Origin of the sequence: Enterococcus faecium (assembly GCF_029023785.1) — a bacterium.
Classification (GTDB): domain Bacteria; phylum Bacillota; class Bacilli; order Lactobacillales; family Enterococcaceae; genus Enterococcus_B; species Enterococcus_B faecium.
Window position 1 is genome coordinate 1648496 of the sequence record NZ_CP118955.1, and the last position, 16396, is coordinate 1664891.

At 37.4% G+C, this 16396-nt stretch carries 16 protein-coding genes; 7 read left to right on the forward strand and 9 right to left on the reverse strand.

The genetic code is table 11. The features are described from left to right. Window positions 1-95: 95 nt before the first annotated feature. The 3 genes from PYW34_RS07985 to PYW34_RS07995 all read left to right on the forward strand — a co-directional run bounded on the left by PYW34_RS07985 (window position 96) and on the right by PYW34_RS07995 (window position 2825). Window positions 96-815 carry a GntR family transcriptional regulator gene (locus PYW34_RS07985; RefSeq protein WP_002294363.1) on the forward strand — a complete coding sequence of 240 codons (720 nt, stop codon included), beginning with the start codon at window positions 96-98 and terminating at the stop codon, window positions 813-815. Window positions 816-1192: 377 nt separating this feature from the next. Continuing rightward, window positions 1193-2167 (forward strand): ring-cleaving dioxygenase, encoded by a 975-nt coding sequence (locus PYW34_RS07990; protein WP_002288275.1) that lies wholly within the window; start codon window positions 1193-1195, stop codon window positions 2165-2167. A gap of 52 nt (window positions 2168-2219) precedes the next feature. Further along, window positions 2220-2825 (forward strand): alpha/beta hydrolase, encoded by a 606-nt coding sequence (locus tag PYW34_RS07995; protein WP_002294361.1) that lies wholly within the window; start codon window positions 2220-2222, stop codon window positions 2823-2825. Between the two features lie 93 nt (window positions 2826-2918). Here PYW34_RS07995 and PYW34_RS08000 read toward each other — a convergent pair whose 3' ends face one another. From PYW34_RS08000 to PYW34_RS08020, 5 genes are all read right to left on the reverse strand, one after another. Further along, complete coding sequence (locus tag PYW34_RS08000; protein WP_002288278.1) at window positions 2919-3671, reverse strand: class II aldolase/adducin family protein; 753 nt, start codon at window positions 3669-3671, stop codon at window positions 2919-2921. Between the two features lie 13 nt (window positions 3672-3684). Next, window positions 3685-3945: a hypothetical protein gene (locus PYW34_RS08005; RefSeq protein ID WP_002288318.1), complete on the reverse strand. Its 261-nt coding sequence runs from the start codon at window positions 3943-3945 to the stop codon at window positions 3685-3687. A gap of 21 nt (window positions 3946-3966) precedes the next feature. Next, complete coding sequence (locus PYW34_RS08010) at window positions 3967-5328, reverse strand: PTS galactitol transporter subunit IIC (protein ID WP_002294360.1); 1362 nt, start codon at window positions 5326-5328, stop codon at window positions 3967-3969. A gap of 72 nt (window positions 5329-5400) precedes the next feature. Then, complete coding sequence (locus PYW34_RS08015; protein WP_002288285.1) at window positions 5401-5700, reverse strand: PTS sugar transporter subunit IIB; 300 nt, start codon at window positions 5698-5700, stop codon at window positions 5401-5403. 12 nt (window positions 5701-5712) lie between these two features. Continuing rightward, window positions 5713-6171 (reverse strand): PTS sugar transporter subunit IIA, encoded by a 459-nt coding sequence (locus PYW34_RS08020; RefSeq protein ID WP_002294359.1) that lies wholly within the window; start codon window positions 6169-6171, stop codon window positions 5713-5715. 223 nt (window positions 6172-6394) lie between these two features. Between PYW34_RS08020 and PYW34_RS08025 the strand changes: the two genes are divergently transcribed. Together PYW34_RS08025 and PYW34_RS08030 are read left to right on the forward strand one after the other, a co-directional pair. Beyond that, window positions 6395-7186, forward strand: coding sequence for a DeoR/GlpR family DNA-binding transcription regulator (locus tag PYW34_RS08025; protein WP_002294358.1), 792 nt, complete (start codon window positions 6395-6397; stop codon window positions 7184-7186). Continuing rightward, the gene (locus PYW34_RS08030) at window positions 7152-8105 is read left to right on the forward strand and encodes a 1-phosphofructokinase family hexose kinase (RefSeq protein WP_002294357.1); all 954 of its coding nucleotides are present in this window, start codon (window positions 7152-7154) and stop codon (window positions 8103-8105) included. Before PYW34_RS08025 ends, PYW34_RS08030 begins: the two co-directional genes overlap by 35 nt. Window positions 8106-8625: 520 nt before the next feature. Here PYW34_RS08030 and PYW34_RS08035 read toward each other — a convergent pair. Beyond that, window positions 8626-9600: an alpha/beta hydrolase gene (locus tag PYW34_RS08035; RefSeq protein WP_002288289.1), complete on the reverse strand. Its 975-nt coding sequence runs from the start codon at window positions 9598-9600 to the stop codon at window positions 8626-8628. Between the two features lie 114 nt (window positions 9601-9714). Between PYW34_RS08035 and PYW34_RS08040 the strand changes: the two genes are divergently transcribed. Next, on the forward strand, window positions 9715-10149 hold the full coding sequence (locus PYW34_RS08040) for a MerR family transcriptional regulator (RefSeq protein WP_002294355.1): 435 nt from the start codon (window positions 9715-9717) through the stop codon (window positions 10147-10149). A 124-nt stretch (window positions 10150-10273) separates the two neighbouring features. On the opposite strand, the gene PYW34_RS08045 is transcribed toward PYW34_RS08040, so the two are convergent. After that, the gene (locus PYW34_RS08045) at window positions 10274-11296 is read right to left on the reverse strand and encodes an LLM class flavin-dependent oxidoreductase (RefSeq protein WP_002294353.1); all 1023 of its coding nucleotides are present in this window, start codon (window positions 11294-11296) and stop codon (window positions 10274-10276) included. 392 nt (window positions 11297-11688) lie between these two features. Between PYW34_RS08045 and arsC the strand changes: the two genes are divergently transcribed. Continuing rightward, window positions 11689-12111, forward strand: coding sequence for an arsenate reductase (thioredoxin) (arsC, locus tag PYW34_RS08050; protein ID WP_002294352.1), 423 nt, complete (start codon window positions 11689-11691; stop codon window positions 12109-12111). Window positions 12112-12388: 277 nt separating this feature from the next. Here the strand turns inward: arsC and PYW34_RS08055 are convergent, their stop codons facing one another. Together PYW34_RS08055 and PYW34_RS08060 are read right to left on the reverse strand one after the other, a co-directional pair. Continuing rightward, window positions 12389-14311, reverse strand: a complete 1923-nt coding sequence (locus PYW34_RS08055) for a BglG family transcription antiterminator (protein WP_002334340.1) — start codon at window positions 14309-14311, stop codon at window positions 12389-12391. 86 nt (window positions 14312-14397) lie between these two features. After that, on the reverse strand, window positions 14398-16338 hold the full coding sequence (locus PYW34_RS08060; RefSeq protein ID WP_002330230.1) for a PTS fructose transporter subunit IIABC: 1941 nt from the start codon (window positions 16336-16338) through the stop codon (window positions 14398-14400). Between the last annotated feature and the right edge of the window lie 58 nt (window positions 16339-16396).

The window sequence follows — 16396 nt, forward strand, 5'->3', positions numbered from 1 at the left end:
TCATGACCTCTTTTTTCGAATAAACAATGTTCCAGATGCTACTTCGAGTTGTCGGAAGCATAATCTTTCGTTATACTCTAGAAGAGGTGAATAACGTGCCAAAATACGAAGAAATCGCAAATATTTTAAGAGAACGTATCCGTTCAAAAGAGTATCCTCCCGATAGTTTTTTGCCTAATCAAGTCGACTTGGTAAAAGAATTTGGTGCGAGCCGGATGACAATCAAAAAAGCCATCAATATCTTAGCAATGGAAGGACTTGTCTATTCGCAGCGAGGATCAGGAACGAAAATCTTGAATCATCCATTTATGCAAAAAGACACATCGCCCGCTAACGAGTATGAAGGTTTGAGTCTCCAAATGAAACGCAGACATCGTTCTTTGAAGAGTCAAATCATTCATTTTGATGTTGAATTCCCTAATCAATATATCCAAGAACGATTGATGATCGATGCCGAGCAACCTGTCTACAATATTCACCGGTTAAGGATCTTAGATGGCGAGCCATATGTTTTAGAGCATACCTTTATGCCAGTCCATCTTGTGCCGGGTTTAAAAAAAGAACATTTGTTAGCCTCTATCTATGATCATCTTCATCAAGAATTGAATGTCCATTTTGCAGGGGCTTATCGTGCTATTTCTGCAGATAAAAGTGATGAATATGATCAGCAATATTTGAACTGTGCAGAAAACGATCCTGTACTGGAAGTTCAGCAAGTCGTCTATCTCAAAGATGGACAGCCGATTGAATATTCTTCCAGCCGAAACCGATTTGATGTTCGGAACTATTCTGTGCTGGATGTGCGTTCAACTTAACCAAAGAGGTTGTGAAAAAGCCGTTTACCAAGAGATCGTGACAGTGGTAAGCAGTTTCAAGTAACAAGAAGAGATCGTGAAATCAACATTCTATTCTATCCTAAGCATTAGCTCAAAAATGAAAAAATAACTCAGCATAAAAAGACTTATGACCACCCGTAATGATTCTAAAGTTAGCTTTTTAAAGCTAGTTTTTTTGAAATCGATACAGCTAGTCGTAAGTCTTTTTATTTTATTGATCCGTCCCTCCTCTTTTCCATTCTTGATTCCTTCCTGATACTTTAGAAGACAAATTAATTGCAAAATAGAGATGCACCCTCTATACTATGTCTAAATCAACTACTTACTTTTTGTAAGTTAACAGGAGGAAATTTATCATGGATACACAAATCAGAGGAATTCACCACGTCACAGCAATGACATCTAGCGCTACAAAAATCTACCGCTTTTTTACAGATATTTTAGGAATGCGCTTAATCAAAAAAACAGTTAACCAAGATGACATCGAAACTTACCATCTTTACTTTACAGACGATACTGGTGCGCCAGGAACAGATATGACTTTCTTTGATTTTCCAAATCAGCCAAAAGGAAAAAAAGGAACAGATACGATCTCTCGTGCTTCTTTCCGTGTGCCAAGTGACGCAGCATTAGACTTTTGGTTGGAACGTTTTGAAAAATATGACGTTACTCATTCAGCAATCAATGAACGTTTCGGCAAAAAATATATCGAATTTGAAGATTTCGATAATCAGTATTATCAATTGATCTCTGACGAAAACAATCAAGGTGTAGCAGCTGGCATTCCTTGGAAAAACAGCAATGTACCGACAGAGTTTGCGATCACAGGACTTGGACCTGTCTTTGTCCGTGTCAGTCAATTAGAGCATATCCGCTTGATTCTTGAAAAAATCTTAGGATTCAAAGAAACAGACCATTCAGGAGATTTCTACTTATTTGAAATCGGTGAAGGGGGAAATGGTGCAAGCATCATTATTGAACATCGGACAGACTTGCCAAAAGCAATCGAAGGATTTGGAAATATCCATCACTTAGCATTGCGTGTAGCAGACAAAGAAGCATTGGAATACTGGATTCAAGTAATCAATAAGATTGAATTGCCAAATTCTGGTTTCGTCGATCGTTTCTATTTCCAATCTGAGTACTTCCTAGCCGCTCATCACGTACTGTTTGAATTAGCAACTGATGGTCCTGGATTCCTTGAAGATGAACCAGCAGAATCAGCAGGAGAAAAACTATCTCTTCCTCCATTCTTAGAAGAACGTCGTGAAGCCATTGAAGCTTATGTCCGTCCTTTCGATACAAGTGATGCAAATAAAAAACGTGAATAATCTCTTCATGCTACTTCATTTGCATCTATAGAAACAGAAAAGAGGGAACAAAATGACCTACATTTTTGAAAAAGGAACAAGTGGCAAGCATTTGATCTTACTTCATGGCACAGGTGGCGATGAACATTCTTTACTGGATATCGCTCACTTTCTTGCACCAAACAGTACATTGCTTTCTTTTCGTGGCACGGTCCAAGAAGATGGGATGAATCGTTTTTTCAAGCGTAATGGATTGAATCAATTCGACCTGGACAGTTTGGAAAAAGAAACAGATAAACTCCATGAAAAAATCAAAGAAATCAGCGAAAAAGAACTGATACCGTTAAGTGACTGGCTGCTTGTCGGCTATTCAAATGGCGCAAACATCGCTGCTCATTTATTATTGGAGCGTGAGACCGAGCTAAATAAAGGGTTGTTTTTCCATCCGATGTCTCTAGGTGTTCATCAAAGCCGTTCCACATTAGAGGATAAAACCGTCTGGATTTCTTATGGTGATAACGATCCAATCGTTTCCCCTGCTTCCTTTAAAGAATTGGCCGATCAATTCGAAACACGCCAAGCAAATGTGACTATTCAGCTAACTGTAACAGGTCATCAGTTGACGATGGACGAAATCGAGCAAGCGAGGGAATGGACAGACCACCTCTTAACTAAATAAAAGAAAAGAACTACGACTTACATAATACAACCTGAAGCAGATATCGATCTGGATCAGATTTTGTGAAAGTCGTAGTTTTTTGTGTCAGATAGGTTAGTCTCCACCAGCTGCAATAACAGATTTATTATAAATAGCCGTTTTATGTTTCAACTCTTCCAATCCCCCGATTTTCTCACCTTTTGAATAAAAACCGTCAGTAATCCCTAATGCTTGAAAAATCGTCTGCTTGTAGGCAATTTCTGCATTCCATTCAACTGTATCAAGGATTTGCAGTGCTTTATGGATAGCTTCGATTCCTGATTCTCCACCTGTGTTGATCAATACGCCATGAGAGTTGAGCAGCAACATATGCGGTAATTCGAGATGCTGTTTTTTTACATAGTCGCTTGTCAATTCAGCAAGTTCTTCAGAGCAATTAGGCTCAAAGTCCATGACAGGGATCTCTTTTACTTTAGCTGTGGCTTCAGTCAAATTAGGCATAGGCAACCCAGTAGTCGCCCAGAACATTGCATTAGGCGCATGAGCATGTAGGACAGCTTTGATAGCTGGATTAGTCTCATACATCGCTTCATGCATATTGATTTCACGAGTTAAATGACCGACTCCGTCAACGATTCTACGCGTTCTTGGTTCTACTACTAGAACCTGTGCAGGAGAAATCTCTCCTAGATAGGCTTCTGACATCATGGTCGGCGTCATGATGATGTAGTCTTTCCCTTGATCATCAGTGGTTTTAAAGGAAAAATTCCCTCCTGCGACATTTGTGTTTTTCCTTTCGAAAATCACTCTTACGATACGTGCCATGTCCTGTCGTTCTCTCTCAAATAACATACGTCCATCTGACATAATGACCCCTCCATTATCTTTTTATAAAACTTTTTTCTCTCAATATTTCTTTGGTAGCTTCTTTTATTTTCATTGATTCTTCTATTTTCCGTTTTCTTTTTTCATCGTACTCTCTGAATAAAACGTGATTTCCATATTTATAGATCACTAGTGCGAAAAAAATGACCAATAGATTGATGATGATATTCTGAGTAAAGAGTCCATATAGAAATAGCAGAAGTGTACCACAAAGAGCGACTGTCCATTTTATTTTATCTGTCTCTTCTCTTTTCATTACTTTCCCACCATTTCAATGCTATTTTTGTAGTTCAGCATAACGTTCACTCGGTACTTTCGCTTTTATCATATATTTATAAAGTAGAACAAACAGTCCTAGAAAAATCACGCATCCTACAATAGCGAGAATATTCCTATTAAATGCCTCCGCAAATAAAACCCTGAACTCCGGTCCTTCTATGGATGACCATGTGATCAACTGTCCTTTCTTGATTCCCTCGACTGCTCCGCTTTTTTCTGCTAAATCACTGAGTATTGGCGCAAGGTAAGTGGCCCCGTACAAATAAATAGGCATCGTGAGGATTCCCAAGATCAGCATACGAGCCAAGTTTCCTCCTGTTAAAAGTAATCCGCCGACCGCAATCGAATAGTTGATAATCCCTGCTAATGGTAATACTTGGTTTCCTGGCAAAATAATGGCATAACCAATAAACACAGGAACAAGTAAAATAGCAGTAACCCAAATTTCTGAACGACCAGCTAATATCGGCCAGTCCAATCCGATATATACTTCACGATCCTTAAACCGCTTTTTCATAAATTCTGACATAGCGTCTGCTAGAGGAGACAAAGATTGCATGAACATTTTAGAGATCATAGGAAACAAACTTAATGCTGTAGCTGTTTGGATCGCTAGATTAAGAGAACCTGAAACGCCATACGCAGCAGCAAAGCCAAGCCCCAATCCAATAATGAATCCCATTACAGAGTTTTCAGAGAAGATCCCAATTTTCTTCTTCAATGCATTCGTATCCGCTCGTTTATTTAAAGCAGGAATTTTATCCATGATCATATTGAAAGGCAGCAATAAGACAGCGGCAGATGTCATAAAATGAGTCACTGTTACTAATGGAATCCCTGTGAGATCTTGTATATGTTTTTGAAACATATCACCAAGCTTTAATTCCAATATAACTTGGACCATTGCAGTAAGAAAGCCTGCAGCCAAACTACCGGAAACATAATAAACTAAATAAGCAGTTAAAGCTTTCCCCCAAACATTCCACATATCAACATTTAACGTCTTCGTCCAATTAAAAAGTAACAGTACAAAATTGACCCCAATCGTTACTGCAAAAAATATAAAAGCATAACTCCACGACCATGTGATGCTTGCTGCACCTGTCCACCCAAGATCAAGTGCAGGCAAACTGATTCCCGTATTTTTAGCCAATGCTTCTGATGCTGGACTTACTGCGTTAGACATATAGCCAATGACCATAGACATTCCGCTAAAAGCAATCCCTAAAGTCAAAGCAGACATGAATGCTTTTTTTAATTTCATCCCTGCCAACAATCCAAGTATCAAAATAATCAGGGGAACAAAAATGGCTGATCCTAAGTTCAAAACATAATTGATAATGGTTTGGAAAACTTCCATAAATAAACCTTCTTTCTTTCGAAATATAGTAAATAAAACTATGAACCAACTTTTTTATCCAACAATCCTCCTTTACTGTACTAACTCTTTGATACTGTCATAAATAGGTTCTACACCCATTCCAGTTAAAAATGGAATTCCTGGAAATACTTCAATACCCAAATCTTTTGCTTGTTCAAGTACTTCCTCATCAGGTTGTGCGACATACACATAGATTCCAGCAGTTAGAAGCTCATTTTGAATCGATTTGTAATCAACTGCTTCTACAGGAAATGCGATGCCGTCATCCTCTAACATACTTTGGATCTTACTAGCGATTGTCTGACTCGTTGCTACTCCACTTCCACATGCGACAATTAACCGATTTTTCATTTTTTCTTCCTCCTAAATATAATTTGTAATAAGTTCGTATATGTTTTGCGGTGTTTCTTGTTTCTTATAATTTTCCACGAATGTTTCATCCATGAATAAATTCATAAACGCTTGAAGTAATCCTACTTGTTCTTTTGGTTCTTTGATTCCTAAAAAAAATAGATTTTCTACAGTCATTTCCTGACTATCCCCCATTTGATAAAAATAAATTGGGTTCTTCAGCTGCATAACAAAAACAAATGGCTTTTCGACATATTCACATTCCGAATGTGGCAGCGCGATATTTAAATACTTAGTAATCAATCCAGTAGGAAATTCTCTTTCTCTTGCAATCAGTCCATTCAAATAATTCTCATTGACGTACCCCATTTTTTCTAATCGTTGTGCAGCGATTAAAAAAGCTTCTTCTTTATTTTTTACTTCTACCGCTAATTGAATCAAACTAGGAACGAACATCTCTTTATATTTCATTCCAACCTCCTCCTTTTTGATTAAGTTTGTTAATTTATTGTTCTACTAAGTTCATCTTTGTTTTACAAGAACATTATATTTCTGTTAGTTTGTTTTGTCAACGCTTTCAAAAGAAATTTATTTTGTTAAATTTGATCTACTTGAAAATAAAATCGTTTATCTATATAATTAAGAAGAACAAAGTCGAACAAAAATTGACTTTTATGTTAAAGGAGTAATTCATATGCTGAAAAAAGAAAGACAAGAACGAATCATTACGTTATTAGAGAAAGATTTTTATTTAACTAATTCAGAAATCGCTAACAAATTAGGCGTATCAGAAATGACCATACGCCGAGATGTCACTGAATTAGCAAAAAAAAATAAAGTAAAAAAGCTATATGGTGGCGTTGAACGAAAGGAACCTTATAATCGAGAACTATCGACTCAAGAAAAGATTGATACGAATGTAGCCGAAAAAAAATATATTGGTCAAGTCATGAACAGTATGATTCCCGATAATTCTACTATTTATGTCGGTGCTGGAACAACGATCCTATATGCACTCCCTTTCATTCAAAAGAAAAATCTATTTGTAATTACAAATAGTTTGATTGCTTTCAACTATTTAAAGAATCATACAAGTTATCGAATTTTACTTACTGGTGGCGAATTTTCTCCTATTACAGAAGAGTTCATTGGGGAAGTTGCAGAAAGATCTTTTGAAAGTTTGAATGTCGATATCTCTTTCGCTGCAACAAACGGCATATTTGATAACAATGTGACAACCGCTCAATTTATTGAGGGAAATATTCAGAACGCAGCGCTCAATGCAGCAAAAATCAAATGTATTGTTGCAGATTATTCAAAATTAAATAAATCAGATGTCTATACTTTTAGAAAATTAACCGATTTTGATTATCTAATAACCGATAATCATTTATCAAAACAAGATTTCCATCATTATTCAAAATACTTAACCATATTAAAGGAGCCAAAAAATGATACTGACAATCACGATGAACCCATCCATTGATTCCATTTATTTTACAAAACACTTTGAATTAGGTACGATGACACGCTTTGCTTCTCCGGTACGCTATGTAGGCGGCAAGGGAATCAATTGCGGACGAGCTTCTGCTCTACTAGGTTCATCAGTTATTTTAACGGGGTTTTTGGGCGGTTATTTTGGCAGTATGATTCAAGATATGCTGAAAAATGAAAATTTGTTTGATTTGCATTTTTTACCTATTGCAGAAGAATCAAGAGGTGCCGTCACGATCATGCATGATGATGAAACGCAGACAGAGCTAGTGGAAGCTGGTCCTGAAATAGCAGATACTACTATCAAAAAATTAATGAATGATATCAAACAAATCAGTAAAAATAATTACCTTTCAGTCATTACAATAAATGGTTCTGTTAACAATCCAGATCCCTTTTTGTATGCTAAATTATTACAATATATCAAAGAACAAATAGATCCTTCCACCTATATATTAATGGATATATCTGGACAACATCTCCGTGAAGTCTTAGCAAATAAGTATAAACCGATGTTCATCAAACCTAATATCCATGAGTTTTCAGATATCATCCATCAAAAAATTACTCAAAAAAGCGACATAAAACACCATCTAAAAACAAATCCACTATTTAAAGATATTGATGTTATCATGATTTCTTGCGGCTCGTATGGTGCAGTAGTCAAAGTAAAAGAAGAATTTTGGAATGTTGAGATCCCTAAGATTCCTATCATTAATACAACAGGCTCTGGGGATGCCACTGTTGGAGGTTTTGCTCATTCATTAGAACAGAATTATCCTTTAAAAGAATGTGTAAGGTACGCAATGGCTTGCGGCATGTCGAATGCACAGCAATCAGAAGTCGGGAAAGTTATTCCAGCTGATGTAAAAAATTTAGCAAAAAGCATTAAAATCACAGAAATGAAATAAATAGTACAAAGTAAATAATTGTTTATATGAAATGAGACACAAAGAGACTGTGACAAAAAACGTGTGTACCGACCCCCAAAAGTTAGATTTTTTGGTCTAACTTTTGGGAGTCGGTACAGTGTCACAGTCCTTTTTTCGAATAAACGGTGTTCTCATGCCAACTCCTCGGTCACAAGTCACAATATTCAACAAACATGAGAAGCTATTTTTTGAAATTGCTACTTGTGACTCAGAGTTAAACGGCAGGCTCACGACCTCTTGGTATAAACGGTGTTCAAAAGCCAGTTTCTCGGTATTAAGCCAAATTTATGCAAAAATGTGGAAAGCCATTTTCACAAAATTTTTCTTAATACTCGAAACTAAGCGGCTTTTTCACAACCTCTTCTTTAAACGGTGCTCAAAAGCTTGCATCTGCGCTAATGAGTCCAACCAAGTCAAAAATGAGGAGCTTTTTTGGCTGTCCTTATTACTTGATGCAGGGCAGTTTTTTCATAATCTCTTTTAGATTAAATCCTTTTGGTTACACAAGGTTCTCTTCAAAGAATGTTGCCATTTTTTCAAATGGAATGATGTCTGTCTGGTCGTATAGATCTGTATGGGATGCTCCCGGAATGATCATGAGTTCCTTGTTGTCACCTTTTAGTTCTTTGAAAGCGTCCTCCCCAAAGTAACGTGAATGAGCTTTTTCCCCGTGAATGACTAAGACTGCATGACGGATTTCTGGAATATAATGCAATAGTTTTGCATTCATAAGTGACAACCCTGATGTCCTATTCCAACCATCATTGGAGTTTAAAGAACGGACATGATATCCGCGGTCTGTTTTATAATACGCATGATAGTCTTTGACAAATTGAGGAGCATCTTCAGGCAACGGATCAACCACACCTCCAGCACGTGCGTAGTCCCCTTGTTTGAAATCAATGATGCGTTGTGCATTTAATTCTTCACGCATTTCATATCGGGCATTTTCATCCATAACATCGAAGTAGCCATTTGCTGTTACTCGAGTCATGTCATACATTGTGGAAACAACTGTTGCTTTGACCCGCGTATCGATAGCTGCTGCATTCAATGCCATACCTCCCCATCCACAAATACCAATGATTCCGATTCTCTCAGGGTTTACATTTTTTTGTACAGATAAAAAGTCTACTGCCGCTTGGAAATCTTCCGTATTGATATCAGGCGAAGCAACATATCGAGGTACTCCTCCGCTTTCTCCTGTAAACGATGGATCAAACGCAATCGTTAAAAAGCCTCTTTCAGCCATCGTCTGCGCATATAGACCAGACGATTGTTCCTTCACTGCACCAAATGGCCCGCTCACAGCGATTGCCGGCAATTTCTTTTCACTTACTTCTTTTGGTTCATATAAATCAGCGACTAATGTGATACCAAAACGATTCGGGAAGCTCACCTTTCGATGATTGACTTGATTGCTTTTTGGAAATACTTTGTCCCATTCTTGTGTGATGTTTAATTCTTTATTCATATTCTAGACTCTCCTTTGATCAAAATTGACATTTGCTTTTGAATGTATTATTATGATAAAACTTAAACTTAACTTTAGGTCAAGGTAAAAATTTTATTTTAGGAGGATTTTTTTATGTATTCCATTGGACAAGTGTCTGAAATGTTTGGATTGCCTGTTTCTACTTTACGTTATTACGACAAAGAGGGATTATTTCCTGATATCCAGCGTGTTTCTGGTATTAGAAAATTTTCAGAGAATGAGTTAGAGGCTTTAAGAGTCATTGACTGTTTGAAAAAATCTGGTTTAGAAATAAAAGACATTAAGCAATTCATGGAATGGAGCAAAGAAGGCAGTAAGACATTTGAGGTTCGTAAAGAACTATTTGAAAAACAAAAAGAAGTAGTAGAAAAAGAAATAGCAAAATTAGAAAGAGTACTCGCTATGCTAAACTACAAAAGCTGGTACTATGAAGAAGCAATAAAAGCCGGCAATGAAGAAGCCGTATTGACAATGATTCCTGATGATTTACCCCAACATGTAAAAGAAGCTTATGAACATTCTCATTGAACAAACGGATAACTCGCTTTCCTTCTCTATGAACTTCATGAAAACATGAATAAACACCTCTAACTGATTGTTAGAAGTGTTTATTTTTTCACTCAAGTATCCTGCACTTACAGAAATATCCTTTTTACCGCCATCCTAATTCTGGAGCGATATCTTTTACGATTGTTTCAAGCAAGTGCATGTTGTATTCTACCCCCAAAGTATTAGGAATCGTGACAAGTACTGTGTCTGCTTCTTTGATTGCTTCATCTTCAGCTAGCTCCTTGATTAATTGATCAGGTTCACCAGCAAAAGTTTTTCCAAAAATCGTCGGGTTCCGGTGATAAGCAAGATAGCCGACAGCATCTTGTTGCGGACTACCGTCTTGTCCAAATAAGCGTCGATCCAAATCAGTGGTGATTGGCTGAATCGAGCGAGTAACTAATGTTCTTGGTTCAAAATCATGACCTGCTTGCTTCCACGCTTCTTTATACGCACGTAATTGGTTTGCTTGTTGGATATGGAATGGCTCATGGGATTCGTAATTGACTAATGTAGATGATTGCAGATTCATTCCATGTTGTGCTGCCCAGATTGCCGTTTGCTGCGAACCAGCTCCCCACCAGATTCTTTGTCGTAATCCTTCTGAATAAGGTTCTATCCGTAATTTTCCTGATCCTTGTGGGAACATTGGTTGAGGATTTGGTTCTGCAAATGGTTTTCCTTCAAGTAATTCCAAGAATTCAAGGCTGCGTTCCCGTGTTACCACTTTGATTTCTTCTTCACTGTAATCATAACCAAAGTATTTCCAGCCATCTAGAACTTGTTCAGGTGAACCACGCCCCACTCCTAGTTGCACTCTTCCTTGCGTGATGATATCTGTCAATCCGGCATTTTCTGCCATATAATAAGGGTTTTCATATCGCATATCAATAAGTCCTGTACCGATTTCAATCTTACTTGTCTTTGCGCCGATTGCCGCTAGCAAAGGAAACGGCGACCCAATCTGAGGGGCAAAATGATGTACGCGGAAAAACGCTCCGTCCACTCCGATTTTTTCTGCTTCCACTGCTAAATCGATTGATTGCAAATAAGCATCTTGAGCTGTTTTCACGAGCGATCCTTGCTCCATCCAATGTCCAAAGCTTAAAAAGCCGATTTTTTTCAAGGTATTGACCTCCTCCAACCCTACAAAAATGGAAGGTTTTTTATTTTTAATATGAACTGATTCTACTACTTTTTTTCTTAAAAGACGAATAATTGTTCTCGCGTCATATTCAAGAAATCTATCGGCTTACAATCACCCTGCTTTCTTCATCATCTGCCATGTCTTAATCTCTTTTAATAGTCTTTCCCATCGTTGTTTTTTGACTCAAAATGATTGTTTCTAACGTGTATTTATGGTAAAAAAGACAGGATGAGTTCTTTGTACACATCAATTTATACGCTGAACAACAAGAAACATATAAACTAAGAAACCCATTGTTTTTTTCGCTCCATCATATAGAGTTTTCTTTAGATAAACAGTTACATTTACTAATATATAACGGAGGAAATCAAATGAAAAAAATTTATTTTTTATGTACAGGCAATTCTTGCCGCAGTCAAATAGCAGAAGGCTACGCGCGTAAATATCTGCCTCCTTCAAAGTTTGAGATAAGAAGTGCGGGGATCGAGACACATGGTTTGAATCCAAGAGCTGTAAAAATCATGGCAGAAGACGGCATCGATATTTCCAAACAAACGTCTGATTTGATTGATAGATATTACTTTGCTCAGGCAGACTTGATTATTACACTTTGTGGTGATGCCAAAGACAAGTGCCCTGCCGTTCCAAACAATCACGAACACCTTCACTGGGACCTAAAAGATCCTGCACAAGCTGTCGGGAGCGAAGAAGAAATATTAGCGGAATTCAGAAAAGTCAGAGAAGTAATCAAAAGAAAAGTTTTAGATTTAAATCAACGTACATCGATTGTATAAAAAAGTATTCAAAATGATTTTTCAAGCACTAAGAAACAAGGTTAGAAAATAGTTTTCCATATTTTACAAAATTGTGCCTTATTGCCGACAGATTGTCTCTTGAACACCGTTTACCAGTAGTCAAGACAATGTAAGCAACTATTAAAAATTATAAGAAACTCAAAATAAAAGGATGTGACCAACTTGGGCCACATCCCCTTTTTTTGTATTTAGTTTTTCAACTTCAAATAAATAGATAGAATTATTATAAATATAAAGGCAGTTTTTTAATATCTACTTATTCATAACTAGACAACAACGTTAAAATCTCTAGTGGATGATTGGATTGCATCAACTGTGCCATTTGTTCTGGTTGCTTTTCTAAATAATGAATAACAGAAAAAATTTTTTTGAACTCTGCATGTTTCAAATCCTTTCTCTTTATTGCTAACAGCAGTACGATACGTATCTGTTCCCCATGCCATAGGATCGGTTCTTTCATTGTTGCAATAGAAATCATCGAATGTTTTACATACAGCGGATTACCGTGAGGAATCGTTACAAATGGTGCCACTCTAGTACTGGCGTGACGGTCTCGTTCCAAGACAGAATCGACGAATTCCGGCTCCACATAATGATGTTCTGCTAAGACATTCCCCATAAAGTTTAAAATATCTACTGGGTCAGTCCATTCAAGCTGAGGAAAGATCAAAAATGGATGAGTAAAGCTTGCTAGATCAAACGTTTTTTTCTTCTTGATAGGTACATGTTCCAGCATATATTTTGTCAAATAGGCCAGATCAGTTTCTGTGATCATGGGTGAAATCTCGATTACTGGAATATTTTCATGTTTAAACGGTAATGTAGCCAAAATAAAATCAACAGGTGGAAAGTCTTCCCTCTCTAGTTCTGGCTTATATTCAATTAAATCTATAATCGTTAATTCAGGAAGTTCTCTGTTCAGCCGTGCTTCAAGAAAAGTAGCCATAGCTTTCGAATATTCACTAACTAAAACGGCTTGGTATCTTCTACTTTTCTGATGTTTGTGTCGCTCGATCGCCGCTTGAAAATGGATCGTTAAATAAGCTGTCTCATCTTGCGGAACATAAAAATTTTCTTTCTCAAAATAATCTTCTAGAATCAACTGTAAAACTAAAAAAAGTTGTGTGTACGTACTAAATACGTTTTTCGTCAATGGATTAGAAATCTGCAAGCCATAATGGAGTCGAAAATAGGTCGAAGATAAATGAGACCTTAAGTTTTGTTTCAGTAACTGATCTTCTTTCAATGAATAACCTAAAAACTGCTCCACTTGTACAATCAAATGATCAGCAAGTGCGCTAGATTCCTTTTGAAAACGTGTGGCTGCTTGTGAATTTGTAAAAAGATTGGCGATACGCAAAGCCAGATAATTGATTTCATCAGGAGAAAATTCAATTGGATAGATGGTGGCTAGTTTTGCTAATATTTGACTACTTAACTTTTGTGCTTGGGTGTGTTCCACGACTTCGTTTTCGTCTTTACTTAATTTCACTTTCTGGTACTGTTTCATTCGCTCGAGCATAAAGTAGATGTGAATCTCCACACTAGCCAGTCCATTCGGCTGTTCTAAATGATTTTCATAAAAAACATCTTGTAATGTATGTTGGATAACTTTTAATGTATCTTTAGCGAAGAATTCTTTCAACGACGGACTTTGCGGATCTTCTTTCTGCATATTTCGTAATGTCTTAACAAGCAACTGTCTTTTTTCTTGTTCATCGCCTTTAAGAAAAGTTCCTAGTTTTGTTTTGGATACTAGCTGTAAATGGTGATACTCAAAAAAGCTTTGCAACTCTGTCAATTCTTTACGAATCGTACGTTTTCCAACATATAGTTTTTCTGAAAGTTCTTCAAGACTAAATCCGTCTTTTGCTACTAGCAGATGGAAAATCAATAACTGACGAAGCTGTTTTTTATCCATTTCTGTTTGAGTCTCTTCATTAAGCGCTCGTTTCAGTTGTTCCCTTTCGTGAGGCAGACCATTCAACAAGATACCTGTACCTTTTTTTCTTTCAAACATTAAAGGCAGATGTTTGTCTCTCAACCAAGTTTCAATGGTATTCAAATCGCTATGAATCGTTCTTTCTGACACATGGAAATGCTCTGCTAGCTTTTTTGTTGTTATATAATTATTGTTCTCACTTAATTGATAGATCAAAGATTGCTGACGCTGATTCATAATGTGCAGAAACTCCCTTCTAAATAAAAAATCGATCATGATAACACATCTATTATGTCTCATCACGGTCGATTTTTCATCTTATGTTACATTTCGCTTAATAATTGGTGAACTGCTGTTTTATCTGGCGCTTCCATCAGTGCTTGACGGAAGTCATCATCCATCAATTTACGTGATAGACGTTGCAGTATTTTCAAGTGCATATCACCTTGGCTGTTTTCAGGTACAGCAATCATAAAGATCATATGTGCAGGTTTTCCATCTAAAGAATGCCAATCTACCCCAGATTGACTTCTGGCAAATGCCACTGTTGGTTTAAGAACATAAGCTGATTTTCCATGTGGAATAGCAATCCCCATACCGATTCCCGTTGTACTTTCATGTTCTCTATCATAGATGACTTCTTTAAATCTGGTTTTATCTGTGATCGCCGCTGTTTTTTCTAAACGTTGGACTAAATCTTCGATTACTCCGTCTTTTGTTGTTGCTGTTTCACCTAAAACGATTGCTTCATCTGACATAATATCCGTGATAGAATCAAAAGTTTCAGTTTTCGTATAAACATCACTTGTTTCAGTCTCTGATAGATCTGCTACTGTCACACCATTTGCTGCAGCAACCGCAGTTTGTTGTAATGTCGGTTTAAGGATTCTTAACATTAGCACGGTTACAGCAATACCAGCAATCACTGCTACAAAAAACATGGCTACGTGATCCACTGCTCCTAAAACCGCTACGATCGGACCGCCATGAGCTACATGATCTGTCACTCCTGAAAGCATCGCGATCACACTTCCTGTCATTGCCCCGATTACAATGCTTGGAATCACCCGTAGTGGATCTGTTGAAGCAAACGGAATAGCGCCTTCTGTAATCCCAAACAGTCCCATTGCTAAGGACGCCTTACCAGCTTCTCGTTCTGTTTTCGTAAATTTGGTTTTTAAAATCAATGATGCCAGCCCCAATGCTAATGGAGGGATACAGATAGCTACAGCAATTGGCCCCATAATGGAATAATTGCCTTCTGCAATCAAGCCAGATCCGAACAAAAAGGCTACTTTATTGAACGGCCCCCCCATATCAAAAGCAATCATCGCTCCTAAGATCATAGCTAGAACAATTTCGCTTCCTCCTTGCATCCCTGCTAAAAAGTGAGTCAATGAACTAAATAGAAGAGCTACTGGTTCTCCAATAACATAGATAAACACAAAACCAACTGCCAATGATCCTAAAATTGGGATAACAATAATTGGCATGATCGATTGTAAAGCTTTCGGTACTCGCACTTTCTTGATTCCTAAAGCAATGAATCCTGCTAAAAATCCAGTGATGATCCCGCCTAAGAATCCCGCATTCGCATCACTACCATATAATGCTCCGTTTGCCGCTAACATCCCACCAACAAATCCAGGAACAAGTCCTGGACGATCTGCAATACTTTGCGCAATAAATGCAGATAGAATTGGAACCATCAACCCCATAGCGATACTTCCGATACTATTCATCGTTGCCCAAATCGTTCCTTCTGGTATCTTGATCCCTTCAGGTGTAGCTGTTCCTCCTAATGTTAAAGAAATCGCGATCAATAACCCTCCTGTAACTACGAAAGGTACCATGTACGAAACGCCATTCATCAAACTCTTATAGATTTTTTTACCTAAATTTTCTGATTCACTTTTATTTTCGGAAGAAATAATTGCCTCCGTACTTTTATAGACTGGCGCTTTTCCTGCTAAAATATCTCTCACCAACTCATCTGCATGGTGGATTCCTTCTTGCACACCTACGGTTATCAAAGGTTTACCGCCGAATCGTGATTTATCTATTTTAGTATCTGCTGCGATGATTACACCAGCTGCTTCTTCGATATCTCTTGCAGTCAATTCATTTTCAATACCGATGGAACCATGTGTTTCGACTTTTACCTCGGCGCCAACTGCTTTCCCCGCTTTCTCTAAGTTTTCTGCTGCCATGTATGTATGGGCAATACCAACTGGACAGGATGTGATTGCAATAATTTTTTTCATTTTCCTACCGCCTTTCTACATTTATAGTATATAAAAACGGTTTCTTTTTATTAAGCAC

Coding starts and splice junctions, on each gene's coding strand:
- PYW34_RS07990 (WP_002288275.1), top strand. CDS start 1,193: ATGGATACACAAATCAGAGGAATTCACCACGTCACAGCAATGACATCT.
- PYW34_RS07995 (WP_002294361.1), top strand. CDS start 2,220: ATGACCTACATTTTTGAAAAAGGAACAAGTGGCAAGCATTTGATCTTA.
- PYW34_RS08000 (WP_002288278.1), bottom strand. CDS start 3,671: ATGTCAGATGGACGTATGTTATTTGAGAGAGAACGACAGGACATGGCA.
- PYW34_RS08005 (WP_002288318.1), bottom strand. CDS start 3,945: ATGAAAAGAGAAGAGACAGATAAAATAAAATGGACAGTCGCTCTTTGT.
- PYW34_RS08010 (WP_002294360.1), bottom strand. CDS start 5,328: ATGGAAGTTTTCCAAACCATTATCAATTATGTTTTGAACTTAGGATCA.
- PYW34_RS08015 (WP_002288285.1), bottom strand. CDS start 5,700: ATGAAAAATCGGTTAATTGTCGCATGTGGAAGTGGAGTAGCAACGAGT.
- PYW34_RS08020 (WP_002294359.1), bottom strand. CDS start 6,171: ATGAAATATAAAGAGATGTTCGTTCCTAGTTTGATTCAATTAGCGGTA.
- PYW34_RS08025 (WP_002294358.1), top strand. CDS start 6,395: ATGCTGAAAAAAGAAAGACAAGAACGAATCATTACGTTATTAGAGAAA.
- PYW34_RS08030 (WP_002294357.1), top strand. CDS start 7,152: ATGATACTGACAATCACGATGAACCCATCCATTGATTCCATTTATTTT.
- PYW34_RS08035 (WP_002288289.1), bottom strand. CDS start 9,600: ATGAATAAAGAATTAAACATCACACAAGAATGGGACAAAGTATTTCCA.
- PYW34_RS08040 (WP_002294355.1), top strand. CDS start 9,715: ATGTATTCCATTGGACAAGTGTCTGAAATGTTTGGATTGCCTGTTTCT.
- arsC (WP_002294352.1), top strand. CDS start 11,689: ATGAAAAAAATTTATTTTTTATGTACAGGCAATTCTTGCCGCAGTCAA.
- PYW34_RS08055 (WP_002334340.1), bottom strand. CDS start 14,311: ATGAATCAGCGTCAGCAATCTTTGATCTATCAATTAAGTGAGAACAAT.
- PYW34_RS08060 (WP_002330230.1), bottom strand. CDS start 16,338: ATGAAAAAAATTATTGCAATCACATCCTGTCCAGTTGGTATTGCCCAT.